Genomic DNA, 22080 nt, shown 5'->3' on the forward strand with positions numbered 1-22080 from the left:
AGATAACACAAAACCGAAGGCCTGAAAAACCTTCGGTATATGTCTGCTTTATACTGAACGATAAGATAAATTATTTTTTATCTTTTGAAGAATCACAATGTGAAATATCGCTACATTTCGCATAGAGATATAAACTGTGCGTCGCTAATTTCATACCGTGCTGTTCGCTGATTTCACGCTGACGGCGTTCGATATCCGGATCTTTAAACTCGAATACCTTACCGCAATCCATACAGATAATATGATCGTGTTCTTGCTCTACGTTAAGCTCGAATACCGCTTTATTCGCATCAAAGTTATGGCGAAGTAAAATACCGACCTCTTCAAATTGGTTTAATACGCGGTAAACCGTTGCCAAACCGATATCGGAACCCTGCTCTAATAAAATTTTATAAATATCCTCGGCAGAAAAATGTTGCATTTGTTCGCGATGTTGCTGCATTAACGCAAGGATGGTCAAACGAGGCTCAGTAACTTTCAAACCTACACTTTTAAGAAGTTTTGCATTTTCTTCAGACATAACTTGTTACCCTTCTCTCTTATATTCATTATGCTAACTGATCTAAGCACATCTCATCAAAGATCTGTTTACACCAACGGTTTACACGTTCACCGGTTAATTCCGGTTGGCGATCTTCATCAATACATAAACCGACAAATGTATTTTCGTCCACTAACGCTTGCGATACTTCAAAGCTATAACCTTCCGTCGGCCAATATCCTACAATCACACCGCCGTTTTGCTCAACGACATCGCGAATGGTTCCCATCGCATCACAGAAATATTCCGCATAATCTTCTTGGTCACCGCAACCGAAGATACCGATGACTTTACCGCTAAAATCGATTTCTTTTAGCGTCGGCATAAAATCATCCCAATCCGCTTGAGATTCGCCGTAATACCATGTCGGAATACCTAAAAGTAAGAAATCGTACGCTTCAATATCTTCTTTAGCACTTTTTGCGATATCGCGTACATCGATTAAATTCGCACCGATTTCTTTTTGAATCATTTTTGCAATGTTTTCTGTATTACCAGTATCGCTACCGTAGAATAAACCTACTACTGCCATTTGAATTTACCTATTTTCTCTCTAATCAGTCTGATGACTATGAATATAGTCATTTAAAATAATTTCGATTAACTGTCCGCGTGTTACTCCGCGTTGCGACGCTTCATCCTCAAGAGTCTGGACTAAATCCGCATGTAATTTTAACTCTACACGTTTTAAGCCGGACGAACGATCTCGTTTCAGCTGATTACGTTTATTAATACGAACTTGTTGTTCTCTACTTAACGGATTGGTACGGGGTCGCCCGACTTTTGGCACGGTTGCGAACAGATCTAAGGTTATACAATCTGCATCCTGTTTTGCCATTTGTTCCACACGAAAAGATATTTGCCTATCATTCTAATAGACAAGTCTAATTGAGAATGAGAAGCTACTTACTAATAAGGCGACACTATATCACACTAATTTAATCTTGAAAATTGTACGCCCTAAATTTAATCCGGATTTTCAAAACTTTCCGTAACGATTATTATTCTTTATTTAAAATTACAAAAAACGGTAAAAATTCGACCGCTTATTCCTCCTTAATATCGGCAAAAGTTGCATTGAGCAAACTTGCCAAATCTTGCGGTGCAAGCTCTACGTCCAACCCGCGTTTACCGCCGGAAACAAACATCGTGGCAAATTGTTGTGCGGAACTGTCAATCACGGTGGTTAAACGTTTTTTCTGTCCGAGCGGGCTGATTCCCCCTAATAAATAGCCGGTTGTTTTTTGGGCGATATCTTTATCCGCCATTTCCACTTTTTTCACGCCGAGCGCACTTGCCGCTCGTTTTAAATTCAAGGTATGCGAAACCGGCACCACCATCACGGCTAATTTTTTCTGATCGCCGTTTTCCGCCACCAATAAGGTCTTAAATGTCTGATTGGCATCAATGCCCAATTTTTCCACCGCTTCTTGTCCGAAATTGGTGTTATTCGGATCGTGTTCGTAAGGATGAAGCCTATGTGCAATTTTTTGCTTTTTTAATAAATTTATTGCCGGGGTCATTAGTTTTTCCTCTTAAAAATATGTACAATTACTCCCTTTGTGTGCGTTACGCCAAATCAAGCGTATAAAAAGGAGCAACTACTTATGTCTGGTTCAATGACATCAAATATCCGTTTAGCGATTGCCGCTGATTTTACCCTGTCATCAAAATTACTTGAAGCGTTAGCTAAGAGTTATTTGCGCTTAGACAATATTTCTGCAATCGAAATCGAGCCGTTCGGTGAAGAACAATCCCTTTATATGGGCGGCAAAGCGATAGAGCAAATTGCACTTGATGAAGTAAATTGGGCGGATTTCAGCCATGTTTTCTTTGCCGGCAAAATGGCACAAGCCGAAATTTTGGCACAAGTGGTGCAAGCCGGCTGTATCGTACTCGATCTTTACGGCATCACTGCATTAATTGCCAATGTGCCGGTGGTCGTGCCAAGTGTCAATGACGAAGCGATCGCTAACTTACGTGAACGCAATATCGTTGCACTGGCAAATCCGCAAATCTCACAATTAGCTTTAACCCTCAAACCATTCTTAGCTCAGCCGTTAAGCCATATTTTTGTGACCTCATTGTTACCGGCAGCATATTTCGGTGATGAAAAAGTTAAAGAACTTGCCGGTCAAACCGCTCGTTTGTTAAACGGTATTCCGTTTGATGAAAATGCGGAACGCATTGCATTTGATACCGTTCCGGCAAACGTGCAAGGCGAAGAGAAAAAATTACCGTTCTCTCGTGTTTTCGAATTACAACTTGCAAAAGTTTTACCGAATTTAACCGCTTCCACCACTTTCCATTCTGTGCAAACACCTGTTTTCTACGGTATTTCACAAATGGTTACCTTACATTCGGAATATCAATTAGACGTTGAGAATGTTAGCGCAGAATGGCAACAACAAAATTGGTTACATTTCCATGAAGAAAGCGTAATGACACCGGTTAAAAACGGTGAAAACGAAGAAGAAAATAAACTTCAAATCAGCCAATTATTAGCAAAATCGGAAAACGAAGTGCAATTCTGGTCTGTTGCTGACGAACAGAAATTCAGTTTAGCGTTTTTAGCGGTTCAACTGCTCAACTTAGTGTTGAAATATTAATTTATCCGCCGCGAAATAAGTCAGTCTTTTCGCAGTTTCTTTCTTTTACCTGAGGTTTTTTATGTTAGAACGTTTGTTCCAATTATCTGCAAAAGGCTCTAATGCCAAAACAGAAATCGTAGCAGGTATTACTACCTTCTTCACCATGGTTTATATCGTATTCGTTAACCCATCTATTCTTGGTGTAGCAGGCATGGATACCCAAGTGGTTTTCGTCACTACCTGTTTAATCGCCGCATTCGGGACGATTGCGATGGGCTTATTCAGTAATCTTCCTATCGCACTTGCACCGGCAATGGGCTTAAATGCGTTTTTCGCTTTTGTGGTGGTACAAAAATTAGGTTACTCATGGCAAGTGGGTATGGGCGCTATTTTCTTAGGCTCGGTCGGTTTATTCTTATTAACGATTTTACAAATTCGTTATTGGTTTATGTCGGCGATTCCGCTCGGTTTACGTGTCGGTATCGGTGCGGGTATCGGCTTATTTATCGCCCTTATCGGTTTTAAAAATATGGGCTTAGTAGTAGCAAACCCGGCAACACTTGTTGCGCTGGGCGATCTGCACGATCCAAAAGTATTAATGGGCATCTTAGGCTTCTTTATTATTGTGGTGTTAGCCGCAAAAGGCATTCACTCAGGCGTACTTATTTCTATCGCTGTAGTCACTGCATTAGCGTTGATCTTTGACCCTGCGGTAAGTTTTAACGGCGTAATGTCGATGCCGCCGAGTTTAGATGCGGTCGTCGGTCAAGTGGATATTGCCGGTGCGTTAGACATCGGCTTACTGGGTATTATTTTCTCCTTTATGCTAGTAAACTTATTCGACTCGTCAGGCACATTAATTGCAGTAACCACCAAAGCCGGTTTTGCCGATAAACAAGGTCGCTTCCCACGTATGAAACAAGCTTTATTAGTGGACAGTACTGCGGCAATGGCAGGTTCGTTTATGGGAACTTCGGCAATCAGTACTTATATTGAAAGCGGCTCGGGCGTATCTGTCGGCGGTCGTACCGGTTTGACAGCAGTTACCGTCGGTATCTTATTCCTATTGACTATTTTCTTCTCGCCGCTTGCAGGCGTAGTTCCGGCTTATGCAACCGCCGGTGCATTAGTCTTCGTCGGGATTTTAATGGCTTCAAGTCTAATTGAAGTGAAATGGGACGACTTAACCGAAGCGACTCCGGCGTTTATCACCACCGCAATGATGCCGTTTACTTATTCGATTACCGAAGGTATCGCATTCGGCTTTATTTCATATTGCGTGATGAAGGCCTGTACCGGTCGCTGGAAAGAAATCAATCCGTCGGTAGCGGTAGTTTCTTTACTGTTTATCGCAAAATTCGTTTGGGTCGGCTAATCTCATCTCACTTAATTCGGAATAGACGAACAGTACGGTATTTTGTAAAAATTTAACAAAATCAAACCGCTTGTCTAGTTCGTGTATTCCGTATTTTTAAGGAAATCTTATGCAAAAACTTCTCTTTATTTTTAATTCGGCACCGTACGGCAACGAATCTTTCTTTAGCGGTTTACGTTTAGCATTACAGATTCAAGAACAGCATAAAGCACAACTTAAACTGTTCTTAATGTCCGATTCCGTTACTGCGGCATTAAGAAAGCATAATCCGTCGGAAGGATATAATTTACAGCAAATGTTGGAAATTCTGACCGCACAAGGGGCAACGATTAAACTTTGTAAAACATGTATTAATGCGCGAGGTATGAGCGAGTTACCGCTTGCGGACGGTGTGGAAATCGGTACGTTAATCGAGCTTGCCGATTGGACGATGGAAGCGGATAAGGTCTTAAACTTCTAATGCAACATTTTGATGTCGTGATCATCGGTGCCGGCGCATCCGGTTTATTTTGCGCCGCACAGCTCGGGCAAGCCGGCAAACGGGTCGCTGTGTTAGACTCAGGCAAGAAAATCGGGCGTAAAATTTTAATGTCCGGCGGCGGTTTTTGTAACTTCACTAATCTGGAAGTTACGGCAAATCACTATCTCAGCCAAAATAAACACTTTGTCAAATCGGCGTTAGCTCGTTATACCAACTGGGACTTTATCGCTTTAGTTGCGCAATACGGTATCAGCTACCACGAAAAAGAGTTAGGGCAATTATTTTGTGACGAAAGCTCACAGCAAATTGTCGATTTATTGCAAGCGGAATGCGACAAAGGCAAGGTCGAGATCTTTTTGCGACAAGCGGTCATTTTCGTCGAAAAATTTGCAAAAAATTTCCAAATTCAGACCGCTAGCGAAACCTTTGAAACCGAGCATTTAATCATCGCTACCGGCGGCTTATCTATGCCAGCGTTAGGCGCAAGCCCGTTCGGTTATAAAATTGCCGAGCAATTCAATATTCCGGTGATTCCGCCGCGAGCAAGCCTTGTACCTTTTACTTGGAAAGACTCGGACAAACATTTTGCGACACTTTCCGGCATTGCGTTACCGATTCGCGCTACTTGCGGGCAGCAAAGTTTTAGTAATCAAATGCTGTTTACTCATCGAGGTTTGTCCGGCCCGGCAATTTTGCAAATTTCTAATTATTGGGACTTGGGTGAAACAGTGGAAATTGATTTGTTACCTTCCGATGATATTTCAACAATTTTGAATGAATTGCGTCAATCTTCGCCGAAATTGCAGCTAAAAACCGTATTAAACCGTTATTTACCGAAAAAATTAGTCGAACTTTGGTTGGAACAAGGTGCTTTTAAAGATAATGTGATTGTTCAGTTAAGCAAAACGGAATTAGCTCGGTTAGAGCAACTGATTCACCATTGGCAATTTTTACCCAACGGTACGGAAGGCTATCGCACCGCAGAGGTCACAATGGGCGGTGTAGATACCGATTTTATTTCGTCCAAAACCATGCAAGCGAAACAGACCGAAGGGCTTTATTTTATCGGTGAAGTGTTGGATGTGACCGGCTGGCTCGGCGGCTATAATTTCCAATGGGCGTGGTCGTCCGCTTTTGCTTGTGCAGAAGCTATTATTGAAAAGTAACATTGATGATTGCTGCTACCCAAAACAAAAAACGGAAGCTGATTTCTCAACTTCCGTTTTTTGTTTTAAGCCTTTAATTAACGTGCGCGGAAAATAATACGTGCTTTGCTTAAATCGTATGGCGTCATTTCTACCGTGACTTTATCGCCGGTTAAAATACGGATGTAGTTTTTACGCATTTTACCTGAAATATGTGCGGTAACAACGTGACCGTTTTCTAATTCCACACGAAACATTGTATTTGGTAAGGTTTCTAAAATTGTACCTTGCATCTCAATGCAATCTTCTTTAGCCATTGATTCCTCTTTAAATTAGGGTTTGGATATAAATAAAAAAAACGGGGCTTATTATACTCTCATCAGCCTAAATTACAATCACTTCCAAGTGATTACTTGTGCCTAAACACTCGACGTTTCGAATGAAAACGCCGGGTTTGCGTTTTGCTCGAAATCAACGGTAATTTTACCGGAGTATGCACGATACTGATTCTACGGCGGAAGAAATAATGGTAACTGCTCGCAAGTAAACCGCCGGCTAATACCAAAATAATTAACTGCCCATATAATTGATGAAAAATGCGCTCCACTTTACTTTTAGTGGTTTGTCCGTATTGCGCATCAAAGGTAACGCGTAAGAAACCGACGAGATCTTGCTGAGAAAAAATCGGCTCGACGATTTGTTGAGTAGCCGGTTGCGCTTTATCTTGTTGAAGCAGAGATTTAAATTCTAACGCATTACGACTTTGTGCGATCAGTACGCCGGCAGGCGAATATAAATTGGCATCAATCACAAAGTCTTCTTTGGAAAAAGCATCCAACGCCTCGACCAAATCCTCGCTCTTCACGTTACGAACCAGCATCATAGAAAATAAGTTCGCCTGTTGTCTGACTAACAAATGTGAAAGATTAGACACTTGGTTTACGCTTGCCAACTGCGAACCCAATTTAAACTGGTTAATCCCGCTTAAAATGACACTTACAATCATTACGCATAACACGCTAATTCCGGCAAGTAAGCCGATTTTCATTAATTTTTCACGAGTTAAATACATAGATTAATTGCTAATACCTAATTGATAATAGATAATTCGAAAATACATTATCTATGCAGCACTCGAAAAAGTCTATTAAAAAGAGAATATTATGCCAAACACGATTTTTATCTTCGCTAAACGTCTGACAGAACAGCAAATCTCTCAATTTGTGGCGGAAACCGATTCGATATTACTAAAACAAGCGGTCTATTTAAGTTATGACATTGCATTTTTCGAGACAAATTTAACCGCTTGCGATTTACGAGAAGCGGCAAGCCAAATAGCAGCGGATGTGGCGGATTTGGCAATTGTACCCAATCTTACGGAAGCAGGCTTATTAGTGATGGATATGGACTCCACCGCGATTAAAATCGAGTGTATTGATGAAATTGCCAAACTTGCTGGCTCCGGTGAAATTGTTTCGGCGATTACCGCTCAGGCGATGCGAGGCGAGTTGGATTTCGAACAAAGTTTACGTAAACGGGTCGGCACTCTGGAAAATGCACCGGAAAGCATTTTGCAAACCGTTCGAGAAAAGTTACCGCTAATGGACGGTTTTGAGCAAATGGTCGTCGAATTAAAAGCACACGGTTGGAAATTGGCGATTGCTTCGGGTGGTTTTGATTATTTCGCCGACTATTTAAAAGAAAAATATCAATTGGATTATGCGGTTGCCAATCAATTGGAAATTATTGACGGTAAATTAACCGGTGTGGTGCTGGGTAAAGTGGTGGATGCACAATATAAAGCGCAAACTTTAACCAAATTGGGCGAACAATTTCATATTCCACAAACTCAATGGGTTGCAATTGGTGACGGGGCAAACGATTTACCGATGATCAAAACCGCCGCACTCGGTGTTGCGCTACACGCTAAACCAAAAGTTCAAGAACAAGCGAAATTTGTGATAAACTTCGGTGACTTAAGCGCATTATGCGTTTTACTTAATGCGAAAAATCTTTATGTCTAATCCGACTACGGCGAATGATGATAATAGTTGCCGTAGTTTCAATAATGAGGAATAAAAAATGCCGTCTTTTGATATTGTTTCTGAAATTACCATGCACGAAGTGCGTAACGCGGTGGAAAATGCCAACCGTGTATTAAGCACACGTTATGACTTCCGCGGCGTTGAAGCGGTTATTGAGCTTAACGAAAAAAATGAAAGTATTAAATTAACCAGCGAATCCGATTTCCAATTAGAACAATTAATCGAAATTTTAATCGGTTCTTGTGTGAAACGCGGAATCGAACACAGTTCGTTAGATATTCCGAGCGAAGCGGAACATCACGGTAAACTTTACTCAAAAGAAGTTAAGCTCAAACAGGGTATCGAAACCGAAATGGCGAAGAAGATCACTAAATTGATCAAAGATTCCAAAATTAAAGTGCAAACCCAAATCCAAGGCGAGCAAGTACGCGTAACCGGTAAATCTCGTGACGATTTACAAGCGACGATTCAATTGGTAAAAGGTGCAGAACTAGGTCAGCCGTTCCAATTTAACAACTTCCGTGACTAATTATGAATAAGTAAGCGGTCAAATTTAACCGATTTTTTGTAAATTCAATGAGGTGAAATATGTCAGACGAGCCAAAAGGGTGGTTTAAAAAAGCACTCGCTAAGTACGATAAATTTTGCGAAGAACTTGGCGTCAATCAAGGTGCGTGCCGAGGTTGCGTGCCGGTGGTGAAATTCGATCCGGAAAAAGAGCCGGATGATAAAAAAGCGACTGAAGAAAAATCGTCTTAATCCTACGTACGAATCCTCCTTGACTTATGCGAGTCGGGGAGGATTTTTTCATTTTCACGTATTTAGATAATAACTAACAACATTTCCTTTTATTTTTGGAGCATCCTATGTCCGTCACAACACAATTTTCAACGCTTTTTGAAACCTCCTTACAAAATTATTGTGCAGAACGTTCACTTAACCCACAACAATTATCCGACCAACAATGGTATCAGCTGGTGGCACAAGTCGCGCACCAAGCCGCTTTGCAATTTTTTCCGAAAAACGCACCGCTTATTGATACTCGCAAAGTCAATTACCTTTCAATGGAATTCTTAGTCGGGCGTTTACTCGGTAATAACTTACAGAACCTCGGCGTATATCAATATGTGGTAGATGAAGTGGCGAAATACGGCAAAACGTTAGTCGATATTTTAGAACAAGAAACCGATCCTGCATTTGGTAACGGCGGCTTAGGACGCTTAGCCGCCTGCTATTTAGACTCAATGGCAAGCCTTGCTCAACCGGCAGTAGGCTACGGTTTACATTATCAATACGGCTTATTCAAACAAAGCTTTGATTGGGCGGGTAGACAACATGAAGAAGGCGATGCGTGGGGACGTGATTTCTTCCCTTTACAGTCACATCGTGCGGATTTCCGCCAACCAGTCGGCTTTGCCGGTGAAGTTCGTCATATTACTGGCGATAAATACGAATGGCAACCGGCATGGACAATTTACGGTGAAGCGTTTGATTTACCGGTGGTCGGTTATAAAGGCGTACAACAACCGTTACGCTTATGGCAAGGCTACAGCGAAACTGCTTTTGATTTAGCAAAATTCAATGACGGCGATTATTTAGATTCGGAATCAATAGTAATTGATGCGTCAAAAATTACCAAAGTGCTTTACCCGAACGATAATCATCAAAACGGTAAAGAACTACGCTTAATGCAACAATATTTCCATTGTGCTTGTTCGGTAGCGGATATTATCAAAAATCACTTAACTAAAGGCAGAACTCTCGACCAATTAGCGGAATTTGAAGTGATCCAATTAAATGACACCCACCCCGCAATCGCGATTCCTGAGTTAATGCGTTTATTACTCGACCAATACGGTTACAGCTGGGAAAAAGCGTGGGCAATCTGTTCAAAAGTATTCGCTTATACCAACCACACCCTGTTACCGGAAGCGCTAGAACAATGGGATCAAAACCTTGTTGCTAAATTATTGCCTCGTCATTTGATCATCATTGAACGCATTAATCTTGAGCTTTACCAACAAGTCAAAGCTTGCTTTACAGAAGATGAATTAGCCAACGTATGGGACGAAACGGCAATCATCGCCAATAATCGTGTGCGTATGGCTAACCTTTGCGTGGTCGGTTCATTTGCGGTTAACGGTGTGGCACAAATTCACTCGGATTTAGTGATTAGCGATTTATTCCCTGCTTATGCAAAATTATTTAACGGCAGATTCCATAATGTGACGAACGGTATCACTCCACGCCGTTGGATCCGTCAAGCTAACCCGTTATTAAGCGCATTACTCGATCAACACATCGAAGGCGACTGGACACAAAATTTAGAGCTGTTACGTCAAATCGAACCGCTTGCAGAAAATTCGGCATTTCAGACCGCTTACGCTGAGATTAAGCAACAAAATAAACAGGCGCTGGCACAAGTGATTGAGGAAACACTGGGTATCCAAGTGAATCAAAATGCGATCTTTGACGTACAAATTAAACGCTTCCACGAATATAAACGTCAGCACCTCAATTTATTGAATATTATCGCCACTTATCAAGAGCTGAAAGCCAATCCGGATATGCCATTCGTGCCGCGCGTCTTTATTTTTGCCGGTAAAGCCGCACCAGGTTATTTTATGGCGAAGCAAATTATTCAAGCGATTAATAATGTGGCACACGTCATCAATAACGATCCGGAAATGCAAGGTAAATTACAAGTAGCATTTTTACCGAACTACAGTGTAAGTTTGGCGGAAAAAATCATTCCGGCGGCAGATGTTTCCGAACAAATATCCCTTGCCGGTAAAGAAGCATCCGGTACCGGTAATATGAAATTAGCTCTAAATGGTGCGATTACCTTAGGTACGCTTGACGGTGCGAATGTGGAAATTGCCGAATTTGCCGGCGAGGAAAATGTCGTGATTTTCGGTCATACGGTAGAATCCGTACGTGAATTACGAGAGAAAGGTTATGTATCGCGTGAATACTACGAACAAGACGAAGTATTACGTAAAGCGATTGATGCATTAGCGGACGGCTCATTTGCCGGCGGTAATCAAGAAATCTTCGAACCATTGGTTTATGATTTGCTAAACAAAGACTATTTCTGCGTATTAGCCGATTTTGCCAGCTACCGTGAAGCACAACAAGAAGTTGCAAAACGTTACCAAAATCAGACCGCTTGGTTAAAATCTACGATTCTGAATACCGCTCGTCTCGGCAGCTTTAGCTCAGATCGCTCAATTCGTGATTACCAAACCAGAATTTGGAAAAAATAACGAAAGAAATACCCCTCGCCCCTTGTGGGCGAGGGACAGATTTTTCTTCATTTAGAAGAAAAATCAGGGAGAGGGGTAAGCGGTTAAAAATATACGAAATTTTGCAAATTTTCCCATCTTTCTCCCACAAAAAGAAAGTTATCATTAGCGAATGTATTTTTCGTGAAAATTAACTATATCCCATCATTCTCAATAAACTGCGTGTATATTCAATCGCTTCACTACGATTCGCCACACCGATTTTTTGATATAGATTACGAATATGCGTTTTAATCGTAGTTATCGCTACCACCAATTCCTGTGAAATTTGTTCGTTACTGTAACCTGAATAAATTAAACCGAGCACCTGCCATTCTCTCGCGGTAAGCGGGCTAATTTTAAGTAACTCCGGTACTTGTGGATTCCTCAACAAGTTAGCGACAAATTCTTCATCAAAATGCGCAAATTTATGGCGATTATGCTGATTAATACTCCGCAAAATAAATTGTGCCTTATGGGTTGAAAGTTCATCCAACACATTGATTTGTAGCAATTGGCGAATTTGCTGTGCCATCAAATCGCCTTCAATCACAAAAGCACTGATAAAATTGGTTTGTTGGGTTAGATTTAACGCTCGAATCAAATCTTTTTGTGCAAGATCCATTCTACCTTGGCGATAAAACACTCGGTTACGCAAAATCAGCGCTCGTTGCGTATCGCTGATTAAATTAAAGGTTGCAGAAGTTTGTAACAGACTATTCAAAATATTCAACGCTTGTTCAAAGTTATCTTGTAGCAAATAACAACGAGCGATATTACGCCATTGACGTTGTAAAAAGTGATTATTGTCTTGTTCCGGAAAACTAACTTGCGTCAACCAGCTTTCTAAATGCGACTTATCATCACTGATTTGCCAATACAGCATTTGCACTTCGTCAAAAGTTGAACGCCAATCCCAATGCACCGCCTGAGCAATAATTAAATTGCGACATTGTTCTATCAAACGTCCGGCATTATTTAAATCGCCTTTAGTCAGCGAAACCTTTGCCAACAATGCCAAACAATGCGCTTGCTCGCCCTCTTTTTCTAAGACTTCAATACCGGCATTCGCCATCGCTTCCGCTTGATCTAAATGATGCCATTCCCACAAGATTTGTCCTTTTAAACGCAATAGAAATTCATGCATCGGAATTTGGTGTAAATGCTGCGCTTGTAAAGTGGTATCTTTTAGCAAATCATAGGCAGACTGCCAAAAGCCCTGTGCCGATAAAATTTCCGCTTGTTGCAGCTTCGACCATAACCATTGATGATAGGCCCTTTGCTCTAATGCCATTTTCTCCACTTTCTGCATTTGAACTAAGCCTTCTTTCAGATAGCCTCGACAATGTTGTGCTTCTCCAATAATGGAATTTGCAACAATTTGCGCATAACCGAAATCGGACGACAGATGAACAAGCGCCTGTTTTGCTAAATTATAGGCCTGCTCATCATTACCTTCATTAATTGCTACCTGTGCTTTTAGTGCATCAAAACGTGCTTGTAAATCAGCAACAAGCGGTTGATTTGGCTGAAATTTTTGCAAAATACCCGATACTTCTTGATGGCGGTGCTGGCTCTGTGCAAGCCACGCTTTTAACAGCACTAAGTTTGAGTCTTGCCAAAGTTGCTGCGCTGAAAGTAATGCCAAACAGTCTTCCAATAACTTAAGCTGACCTTGATGAAATAAAGACCAACCATGTTCTTGTAAAATGGTATAAAGCGTTTGAGAATCTTCCAACATCTGCGCATGATAAAGCGCCTCGGATCCATAGCCTAATTTCAGCCACATCATCGCTGCAATTTTATGTAGCTCTTGCCATTCACAAGGCAGTTCTAAACGACAACTTTGCGCAAGATAAGATGCTAAAATCGGATGAAATTTCCACCAAATTTCACCATCGTCATGCAATATCCGTTGAATAAAAAGCCCCATTTTTTCTAATTCATCGAGCTTTTTCACACCGTTTTCATCTTTGGTTAAAGCGAGTATCAATTTTTCATTCATCGAACGTAAAATCGCACAGCGTTGCATAAATAACTTAATTTCCGGCTCAACGTAATGGAATACTTCTTCATTCAGATAATCGGCAATATGTTGTTGATTAAGCTTGGCAAATAATTTTTCCGGAGAACGCAATAATTCAGGATTTTGCTTCACTGCAAAACTGACTAATTGCAATGCCGTTGCCCAGCCTTCAACCCGATCACAAAGCGAAAATACCTCATCATCTGTAAGTGGTTCATTAAATTTTAACGCTAAAAATTGACGAGTTTCGGTCGGCGTGAATGCCAGCTGATGCACATCAATTTCTAATAGTTGTTCATGAATTCGTAAATTGGTAATACTTAACGGAGGGGTTAAACGTGATAAGACAAGCAGGCTCATCGTCTGTGGTTGATGCTTTAACCAAAAACGAAGCGCATCATGAATTTCGCTATTTTCAATATGATGATAATCATCTATCACTAAGTAGAAATGGCTACGTACCTGAGAAAGCTGAACCAATAACTGAGAGAAATAATCTACCAAATTATTTTGGTAAACAATTCCGGAAAAAGAGAGGTCGGTCGCTTGCGAGAGTGCAGCGGTAAAATACGCGGAGAATTGTTCTGTTTTATTGTCACTTTCGTCAAGTGAGTACCAACCGATACGCTGGTTTTTCGCTAATTGTTTTTCCTTCCATTGGCAAACCAGCGTTGTTTTGCCGTAGCCTGCCGGGGCAATAACGAGCGTCATCGGGTAAAATTCCGCCCGATTTAATTTATTTAAGAGTAATGTTCGTTCAACGGTTTCTGTCTCTTTGACGGTTCGATTGACTTTACTAGAAATTAGCTTAGTTGGAATCAATCTTGAAAATGTTGCTTGCATTTTTCCTCCATTACATACGATATGAAGATTCTAACAATTTTCTCCTTATTTAGTTAGTGGAAATAAAAAAAGCCACTGACAATTCAGTGGCAAAAGGATAAAGATAAAAAACATCTATTTTTTAGCAGAAACTTGTTTTAAGAAGATTTGACGAGGTGAAGAAAGCCCTAGTTGCTCCGCTTCATTTACTAAATTCATTGCTTTACTAATATCATTATTTTTTAATGCTTGCGTAACCGCTTCATTAAAGTATTGTTCTGTGGTTTTCTCTACTGCTTTCGGTTTTGCATTTTTTTGCGGATTTTTAACCGCTTGTATTTCAGCCCCCACTGTTTGGGCAACTGTCGGTTTTGCTTCAAATAATGCCCCGCCATTAGCCACATTGCCTAAACCGACAAATTGAGTACTCTGAATGCCATCTACATTAATTTGAATTTGTCCTGAATTAGTGTGTTTTACTAATAAATCTGCAATTGCAGGCGGTTGGTTACCTTTTGCTTTTTCATATAATTTTACCGGGTGGGTAAATGTCGTTTGCCCTGCGAGATCTTTTTCAGTGGTGTAGATCAGTAAATAAATAAAATCTTGTTCGGTTGCCGGCGTTAAACTTAATTCCGCTTGAATTTGCCCGCCTTCAAAACCACGCTCTTCCACGACTTTAAATTGCGAAGCGGGGTATGTTAGCGACTCATTAAAATTCGCATCCAAAACTAAGACATTCGGTACAAAAATATGCTTATTATCTACCACTAAACTGCTGATTTTAATCTTCACGGTGCCTTGATTTGCCGGAATTTTATAACCGACTACCGCACTATTTGTGCCTGCCAACGTTTGGCTAAATGTACGGATTTGTTTTTCTGAAAGTTTATTAACAATCTTTTGTGAGAAAGTCACATCTTGCCAACCAAAACGGCTTAGCTCTGTTTTTGATGGCGTAGCTGCCATAGCAACCGATGCAAATAAAACACTTGGTAAAAATGCTGCAATTTTGGTTTTCATAAATGCCTCTCTAAAAAATTATCTGTTACATCGTATAAAGGGGCGTAATACATACGCCCCAAATGGCTCAATTACCACCATGCTTCAAATTGAACACCGCCGATAAACTCGCCGTCTTTCGCTTTATAACCAGCGTCTGTGCGATTTGCCGTGTTAAATTTGTCATTCCAGTGTGCGTAAGTGCCGAATACACGGATTGCAGGGCGAGCCCAAATGCTACTACCCGCTTGCCATTGTTGCGCAATGGTGTATTTCATTAGATCATTTTTCTTACCGCTTGCTTGATCTTTAATACGGTCATAACCTACTTCTAATAAGGTGCTCATTGTATCGTTCCATTTATACATCGGACGAATACCTGCTGAGTACCAAGTTTTACCTCGCTTATTATCTAAGTCTGTTTTTTCGTAGATTAACGCATACATTACTTCTACTTTATCGCTTGCTTGTACAACACCTTGGTTAATTAAACGAAGCATATCGCCTTTATTATTTGCAGAACCGCCTTGTGAGTGACCTGTACTCCATGATGTCATTGCATCTTTGGCATACTGTGCGGTAAATTTATTAAAACCGCCGAAGAAGTTACCTTGAGTGTGCTCAATAGTTGCCATATAGCCACGTTTAGTCGCATCTTTTTCATAGATTGCACCATCTTTAGTATGCGCATTACCAAAGTCAAAACCGATTTCTAATGAGCCATCTTTATTGGTTTCAATGCCTGCTAAACGAACATCGAATACATCGTTATAAACATCTTTGTCTTGATTATTTTTCCATTTTTTCTCTTTTGGATCATAACCCCAACTATATGCACCATCTTTTTCAGTATTACGAGTTACCGCTAAGGAGAGTTTACCGAAACCGACATCAATATTTTCAACCCCCGCACCCGGACCTGAAATATCCCAGTAGTAGAAGTCATTCATATGTACATCATGACGTTGGTAGAAACGTTTACCTGCCCATAAAGTAGCGCCCGGTAAGCTGTCTGCAAAATTTTTGAACTGAACATTCACTTCACGAAGTGCCGGATCCGTCGCTTCCCAGTCAACTTGTTGATTTACCGAATAAGCTACATTGGTATCTAAATAAATAGATTTCTCACCATTTTTATAAAGTTCTTGACCCAATTTTAATTCCGCATAAGTTTCTGCTTCATTACCTAAACGGTATTTAGAACCGCCACCATTCACAGTAAATGCCGATTGCTCGCCACCACCTGAAGTCCAGCCGATACCGGAACGTGCATAACCGTGGAAATCAACCGCTAATGCACTGGTTGAAAGTAAAGCACTTGAAACTAAAGTTGCTAACATCGTTTTATTGAGGTTCATAGGAAACTCCTTTCTCTTTTCAGACAGTTTTTTTCATTATTAAAATTTAAGGGAAACCCTTAAGAACATTTATACGCCTTGTTCGACAAATAAACGTTTACATGCCGTGCCATCTTCTCGGAAAAGATGACAACGATTCGGATTAATACCAATCGACATTGAATCGCCTTCTTTCACTAATACAATGTCATTTTGGCGATAGACCAAACTTTGTTTAATCGGTGGCATTTCAATATGAACTTGCGTTTCATTACCCAATTGTTCTACCACTTTTACCGTGCCGGAAATACAAACTTCACTTTGTTCACACGGTAATAAATGTTCCGGACGAATACCTAATGAAAGGTTATCTCCTAATTTTACGCCACCACTTTCAACCGGTACCCAGAAATTCAAATGGGTTGAGTCCGGTAATTCAATTTTCACTCCACCTTCACGTACATCTATCACTCGCACCGGTAAGAAATTCATCTTAGGTGATCCGATAAAACCTGCCACAAAACGATTTGCCGGATAATGATAAAGCTCTAATGGCTTACCCACTTGAGCAACGTTCGTTGTAAGATTGCTGCCTGCAGAAAGCGCTTGTAAAACAACAATTTTATCAGCGAGCGTCATTGCTTCGATTTGGTCATGCGTTACATAAATCATTGTTCTGCCAAGTTTTTTATGTAATTTTGAGATCTCTACACGCATTTGCACACGTAATGCCGCATCTAAATTTGAAAGTGGTTCATCCAATAAAAATACTTCGGGCTGTGAGACTAAGGTACGCCCAATTGCAACACGCTGACGTTGACCGCCCGACAATTCTTTCGGCTTGCGATTTAGTAAATGAGCGAGTTGTAGAATTTCTGCAACTTGGTTGACTCGCTGATTGATTTCTTCTTTTTTAGCACCAGCCAATTTCAAACCGAACGACATATTTTCTGCAACAGAAAGATGGGGATAGAGGGCATAAGATTGGAATACCATACCGATATTTCGATTCGCCGGCGGTACATCATTCATTCGTTTATCCCCGATGAATAAATCACCGGAGGTAATTTCTTCCAAGCCGGCAATCATACGTAATACGGTTGATTTGCCACAGCCTGACGGGCCAACAAAAACAACAAATTCGCCGTCTTTAATTTCTAAATTAACATCTTTAGAAATATGTACATTGCCATACGATTTGCATACATTTACTAATCGAACATCTGTCATTTTTTACCCTCACTTTCTTATTTAAGAATTATGAAGTTTTATTCACAATCCTGCTCTAACCTTGTACTTAGTTTACTTATTTATTTAATTTGCACATCATACTTCTGAAATTTTTTCAGTTCTTAACTCAATGTTTTTATTCGCTTTTTTCCGTTATTTTTTGTGACATTGATCACAAAAAAATAACAAAATTTGTGACCGAAATCACAAAAATAGAAAACATTAAGAATTCTGTGAACTATATCAATAAATTGAAAGGGAGGGCGTAGGAAGGGGGATGATGAAATAAAAGATAAATTTTCTCATTATGCGTTACGAAAATGACTAATCTCTAATTAGTCTATTGATTATTTAAAACCAACTGAGGGAAATCCTATGAAAAAATTAACTAAAACCGCTTTAGCTGTATTAGCAGGATTATGTATTGCTCAAGGTGTGAATGCCAAAATTGTCGAAGGACAATTAAATGTTTGGATTAACGCAGATAAAGGTTATAACGGTTTAGCTGAAGTGGGTAAAAAATTTGAGGCTGAAACAGGTGTTAAAGTCATTGTAGAACACCCAAGTAAACTCGAAGAATTATTCCCACAAGTCGCATCAACCGGTGATGGCCCTGATATTATTATTTATGCACATGACCGTTTTGGTGGTTATGCTCAAACCGGTTTATTAGCAGAAATTCAACCAAGTTCAGATTTTAAAGCGAAACTCTCAGATATTGGTTGGGAGGCGACTAAATATAATGGTAAACAAATTGCTTATCCTATTGCTGTAGAAGCTATCTCTCTTATTTATAACAAAGATTTAGTAGCAACACCGCCAAAAACATGGGAAGAAGTTGAGAAACTGGATAAAGAATTAAAAGCCAAAGGCAAAAGTGCGATCATGTGGAACTTACAAGAACCGTACTTCACTTGGCCGGTTATCTCATCTCAAGGTGCTTACGCATTTAAAGTTACGCCAAATGGCTATGATGTGAAAGATATCGGTGTAAACAATGAAGGCGCACAAAAAGGTTTACAATATGTTGTTAACCTCGTAAAAAACAAAGTAATCAGTGCAGATATGGACTATGCAGTTGCAGAAGCCGCCTTTAATAAAGGTAATACCGCATTAACCATTAATGGTCCTTGGTCTTGGGCAAATATTGAGAAAAGTAAAATTAATTACGGTGTAGCCGTTCTTCCAACTTTAAACGGTAAAGCATCAAAACCGTTTGTTGGCGTATTAAGTGCCGGTATCAACGCTTCAAGCCCAAATAAAGACTTAGCGAAAGAATTCCTTGAAAATCACTTATTAACCGATTCCGGTTTAGATACAGTAAATAAAGATGTTCCTTTAGGTGCTGTAGCGCTTAAATCTTTCCAAGAAAAACTAGCGAAAGATCCTCGCATTGCCGCAACCATGGCAAATGCGGAAAATGGTGAAATTATGCCGAATATTCCGCAAATGAGCCGCTTCTGGTATTCGGAAAAAGCAGCAATTGGTAATGCAACTACCGGTCGTCAATCCGTAAAAGCTGCACTTGATGAAGCTCAAGCAAAAATTGAGAAAGAATAAATATTCTCATCCCATAGGTGGGTCTTAAGACCCACCATTATCTTTACCGTTTTTCACAAAGAGGATGAGTTTAACCTCATCCCATTTTTGCTCCATTCTTAGGGGAAATTCTATGCAAGCACTAAAAACCGTTACCCCTTCTCAATCTTGGGCAAAACGCCTATTTATTGGGTTACTTTACCTACTCTCTTTTTATCTTGTTTTTACTATTTATTTACAAGGCGAAATCTTATTTGCATTACTTGTACTCGTAGTAGTTACCGCCGGTATTTATATTTTCTCTAACAAATCAACTTATCACTGGCGATATGTTTACCCGGGTGTAGCGGCAATGGGGATCTTTGTACTCTTCCCGCTCATTTGTACCGTTGTCATCGCATTTACCAATTATAGCGGTTCGAACCAACTAAGTTTCGAACAAGTGCTCAGAAACTTACAAAGCCAAACGTATGCCGCTGGAGAACGCTTAGATTTCAAACTTATTGAAGCGAATAACAACCAATATCAAATTGCTTTAACCAGTAAAGAATCGCAAAAAAATTATCTTTCCGACCCGCTTGTATTAAACGACTTAGCTTCGGAAATCACAGTAAATGAAGTAGAACAATTTCCGGCTGGTAATGTTGCTCCATTAAAAGCCATTACACAAAATCGCCAAAACTTACAGTCTGTGAAACTTATTCTTCCGACTGAGCAAAAACTCACTATGAGTTCTTTACGCCAATTTGCAGAACAAAAGGCTCGTTATACCTACGATGAGAACCCTGAAATCTTAACGAATAATGAAACTCAAGAACGCTATAAAGCTAATGATGAAATTGGTTTCTTCCAAAAAATAGATGCGCAAAATAATTTTCTAGATAGTAGATTGGAACCGGGCTATACCGTTACAACCGGTTGGCACAATTTTGTCAAAATCTTAACCGATGACGGTGTTCAAGAACCCTTTATTAAAATCTTTATTTGGACTGTTGTATTCGCACTGTTAACGGTTATTTTCACAACCTTACTTGGCATGATTTTTGCCTCCCTTGTGCAATGGGAAGCCCTACAAGGTAAAGCGATTTATCGTCTGTTACTCATTTTACCTTATGCCGTACCGGGCTTTATTTCAATCTTAGTTTTTAAAGGGTTATTTAACCAAAGTTTCGGTGAAATCAACCTTATTCTGAACCAATTATTCGGTATCCGTCCGGAATGGTTTAATGATCCGTTCTTAGCTAAGGCAATGTTACTGATTGTGAATACTTGGTTAGGTTATCCGTATATGATGATTGTTTGCATGGGCTTGCTAAAAGCGATTCCACACGATTTATATGAAGCTTCTGCGATTGATGGCGCAAGTGTATGGCAAAATTTCACGAAAATTACCATGCCATTGTTAATTAAACCGCTTATGCCGTTAATGATTGCCAGCTTCGCCTTTAACTTTAATAACTTTGTATTAATCCAATTATTGACCAACGGTGGCCCAAATATGGTAGGCACAACAACACCGGCTGGTCATACCGATTTACTGGTCAGTTACACTTATCGTATTGCCTTTGAAGGTAGCGGTACACAAGACTTTGGTTTAGCGGCTGCAATCGCTGTCATCATCTTCTTGCTAGTAAGCGGATTAGCATTATTCCAAATCAGAATGACGAAATTATCACAAGATTAATTGAAATTGCTCCCTCTACATACGGAGAAGGAGCAAAGAGGATATCAACTATGGCTATTGTTCAACCTAAATCAATGAAATTGCGTTTATTTTCCACGCATCTTTTTCTAATCTGTTTTTGCGCAATTATATTATTCCCGATGCTGATGATTATTGGCATTTCATTACGTCCTGGAAACTTAGCAATTGGTGAATTGATTCCAAGTGAAATTTCACTTGAACACTGGAAACTCGCCCTCGGTATTAGCGTTACTCATGCGGATGGAAGCGTAACGCCCCCGCCGTTCCCCGTTTTACTTTGGTTATGGAATTCAGTCAAAGTAGCTAGCATTACTGCACTCATTACCCTCACTTTGTCGACAACTGCAGCTTATGCATTTGCTCGCTTACGCTTTGCAGGTAAAAGTTTGTTGTTGAAATCAATGTTAATTTTCCAAATGTTTCCGGCGGTACTTTCATTGGTAGCACTATATGCCTTATTTGATCGTTTAAGCGATTATATTCCATTCTTAGGTTTAAATACGCACGGAGGAGTAATCTTTGCTTACTTAGGCGGTATCGCAATGCACGTTTGGACGATTAAAGGCTATTTTGAAACCATTGATAAATCGCTTGAAGAAGCTGCAGCACTTGATGGTGCAAGTCCTTGGCAAACTTTCCGTTTAATTTTACTTCCGCTTTCCGTACCGATTTTAGCGGTTGTATTTATTCTCTCCTTTATCTCAAGCATTATCGAAGTTCCGGTTGCTTCCCTATTGCTACGAGATGTTGATAACTACACCCTTGCAGTAGGAATGCAACAGTATTTACACCCGCAAAACTACCTCTGGGGCGACTTTGCCGCTGCGGCGATTTTATCCGCAATTCCAATCACGCTTGTATTCTTATTAGCACAACGTTGGTTAGTCGGTGGTTTAACTGCTGGTGGCGTAAAAGGATAGGTATCAGAGGAGCCTCCTCCGATTTGCAAAAAATAAA

21 protein-coding genes are annotated in these 22080 nt (G+C 40.2%); 11 read left to right on the forward strand and 10 right to left on the reverse strand.

The annotated features are described in order from the left end of the window. Positions 1–70: 70 nt before the first annotated feature. From fur to ybaK, 4 genes are all read right to left on the reverse strand, one after another. A complete protein-coding gene (fur, locus tag DY200_RS06200) occupies positions 71–520 on the reverse strand; it encodes a ferric iron uptake transcriptional regulator (protein WP_005598183.1) in 450 nt (149 codons plus the stop codon). 28 nt (positions 521–548) lie between these two features. Continuing rightward, a complete protein-coding gene (gene fldA, locus DY200_RS06205; RefSeq protein ID WP_115587363.1) occupies positions 549–1073 on the reverse strand; it encodes a flavodoxin FldA in 525 nt (174 codons plus the stop codon). A gap of 21 nt (positions 1074–1094) precedes the next feature. Next, entirely contained in the window at positions 1095–1379 is a 285-nt protein-coding gene (gene ybfE / locus DY200_RS06210; RefSeq protein WP_005620439.1) for a LexA regulated protein, read from the reverse strand. A 208-nt stretch (positions 1380–1587) separates the two neighbouring features. Then, positions 1588–2064 carry a Cys-tRNA(Pro)/Cys-tRNA(Cys) deacylase YbaK gene (gene ybaK / locus DY200_RS06215; RefSeq protein WP_115587364.1) on the reverse strand — a complete coding sequence of 159 codons (477 nt, stop codon included), beginning with the start codon at positions 2062–2064 and terminating at the stop codon, positions 1588–1590. A gap of 84 nt (positions 2065–2148) precedes the next feature. On the opposite strand from ybaK, the gene DY200_RS06220 reads away from it, so the two are divergent. From DY200_RS06220 to DY200_RS06235, 4 genes are all read left to right on the forward strand, one after another. Then, positions 2149–3150: an oxidoreductase gene (locus DY200_RS06220; RefSeq protein WP_115587365.1), complete on the forward strand. Its 1002-nt coding sequence runs from the start codon at positions 2149–2151 to the stop codon at positions 3148–3150. A 61-nt stretch (positions 3151–3211) separates the two neighbouring features. Further along, complete coding sequence (locus tag DY200_RS06225) at positions 3212–4507, forward strand: NCS2 family permease (protein WP_115587366.1); 1296 nt, start codon at positions 3212–3214, stop codon at positions 4505–4507. Positions 4508–4616: 109 nt separating this feature from the next. After that, positions 4617–4967 (forward strand): DsrE/DsrF/TusD sulfur relay family protein, encoded by a 351-nt coding sequence (locus tag DY200_RS06230; RefSeq protein WP_115587367.1) that lies wholly within the window; start codon positions 4617–4619, stop codon positions 4965–4967. After that, positions 4967–6154, forward strand: a complete 1188-nt coding sequence (locus DY200_RS06235; RefSeq protein WP_115587368.1) for a BaiN/RdsA family NAD(P)/FAD-dependent oxidoreductase — start codon at positions 4967–4969, stop codon at positions 6152–6154. Before DY200_RS06230 ends, DY200_RS06235 begins: the two co-directional genes overlap by 1 nt. 77 nt (positions 6155–6231) lie before the next feature. Here the strand turns inward: DY200_RS06235 and infA are convergent, their stop codons facing one another. Together infA and DY200_RS06245 are read right to left on the reverse strand one after the other, a co-directional pair. Further along, the gene (infA, locus tag DY200_RS06240; RefSeq protein WP_005598198.1) at positions 6232–6450 is read right to left on the reverse strand and encodes a translation initiation factor IF-1; all 219 of its coding nucleotides are present in this window, start codon (positions 6448–6450) and stop codon (positions 6232–6234) included. Positions 6451–6542: 92 nt separating this feature from the next. Next, positions 6543–7205, reverse strand: coding sequence for a YtjB family periplasmic protein (locus DY200_RS06245; RefSeq protein WP_115587369.1), 663 nt, complete (start codon positions 7203–7205; stop codon positions 6543–6545). Positions 7206–7296: 91 nt separating this feature from the next. Between DY200_RS06245 and serB the strand changes: the two genes are divergently transcribed. The 4 genes from serB to glgP all read left to right on the forward strand — a co-directional run bounded on the left by serB (position 7297) and on the right by glgP (position 11444). Next, the gene (gene serB / locus DY200_RS06250; protein WP_115587370.1) at positions 7297–8157 is read left to right on the forward strand and encodes a phosphoserine phosphatase SerB; all 861 of its coding nucleotides are present in this window, start codon (positions 7297–7299) and stop codon (positions 8155–8157) included. Positions 8158–8215: 58 nt separating this feature from the next. Continuing rightward, positions 8216–8707, forward strand: a complete 492-nt coding sequence (locus DY200_RS06255) for a YajQ family cyclic di-GMP-binding protein (RefSeq protein WP_115587371.1) — start codon at positions 8216–8218, stop codon at positions 8705–8707. Positions 8708–8766: 59 nt separating this feature from the next. Continuing rightward, positions 8767–8937 carry a DUF5363 domain-containing protein gene (locus DY200_RS10685; RefSeq protein WP_005601752.1) on the forward strand — a complete coding sequence of 57 codons (171 nt, stop codon included), beginning with the start codon at positions 8767–8769 and terminating at the stop codon, positions 8935–8937. Positions 8938–9044: 107 nt separating this feature from the next. Continuing rightward, positions 9045–11444, forward strand: coding sequence for a glycogen/starch/alpha-glucan family phosphorylase (glgP, locus tag DY200_RS06260; protein WP_115587372.1), 2400 nt, complete (start codon positions 9045–9047; stop codon positions 11442–11444). A gap of 169 nt (positions 11445–11613) precedes the next feature. Here the strand turns inward: glgP and malT are convergent, their stop codons facing one another. The 4 genes from malT to malK form a co-directional block, all read right to left on the reverse strand. After that, on the reverse strand, positions 11614–14331 hold the full coding sequence (gene malT / locus DY200_RS06265; RefSeq protein WP_115587373.1) for an HTH-type transcriptional regulator MalT: 2718 nt from the start codon (positions 14329–14331) through the stop codon (positions 11614–11616). 114 nt (positions 14332–14445) lie between these two features. Continuing rightward, the gene (gene malM / locus DY200_RS06270; RefSeq protein WP_115587374.1) at positions 14446–15333 is read right to left on the reverse strand and encodes a maltose operon protein MalM; all 888 of its coding nucleotides are present in this window, start codon (positions 15331–15333) and stop codon (positions 14446–14448) included. Positions 15334–15404: 71 nt separating this feature from the next. Beyond that, positions 15405–16670, reverse strand: coding sequence for a maltoporin (locus tag DY200_RS06275; RefSeq protein WP_115587375.1), 1266 nt, complete (start codon positions 16668–16670; stop codon positions 15405–15407). Between the two features lie 69 nt (positions 16671–16739). Beyond that, entirely contained in the window at positions 16740–17879 is a 1140-nt protein-coding gene (gene malK / locus DY200_RS06280) for a maltose/maltodextrin ABC transporter ATP-binding protein MalK (protein ID WP_115587376.1), read from the reverse strand. A 375-nt stretch (positions 17880–18254) separates the two neighbouring features. On the opposite strand from malK, the gene malE reads away from it, so the two are divergent. The 3 genes from malE to malG all read left to right on the forward strand — a co-directional run bounded on the left by malE (position 18255) and on the right by malG (position 22043). Continuing rightward, positions 18255–19439 carry a maltose/maltodextrin ABC transporter substrate-binding protein MalE gene (gene malE / locus DY200_RS06285; protein WP_115587377.1) on the forward strand — a complete coding sequence of 395 codons (1185 nt, stop codon included), beginning with the start codon at positions 18255–18257 and terminating at the stop codon, positions 19437–19439. A gap of 112 nt (positions 19440–19551) precedes the next feature. Beyond that, the gene (gene malF / locus DY200_RS06290; protein ID WP_115587378.1) at positions 19552–21102 is read left to right on the forward strand and encodes a maltose ABC transporter permease MalF; all 1551 of its coding nucleotides are present in this window, start codon (positions 19552–19554) and stop codon (positions 21100–21102) included. A 50-nt stretch (positions 21103–21152) separates the two neighbouring features. Then, the gene (gene malG, locus DY200_RS06295) at positions 21153–22043 is read left to right on the forward strand and encodes a maltose ABC transporter permease MalG (RefSeq protein WP_005601772.1); all 891 of its coding nucleotides are present in this window, start codon (positions 21153–21155) and stop codon (positions 22041–22043) included. Positions 22044–22080 lie beyond the last annotated feature (37 nt).

The organism is Actinobacillus lignieresii (assembly GCF_900444945.1).
In the GTDB taxonomy this organism is placed as follows: Bacteria; Pseudomonadota; Gammaproteobacteria; order Enterobacterales; family Pasteurellaceae; genus Actinobacillus; species Actinobacillus lignieresii.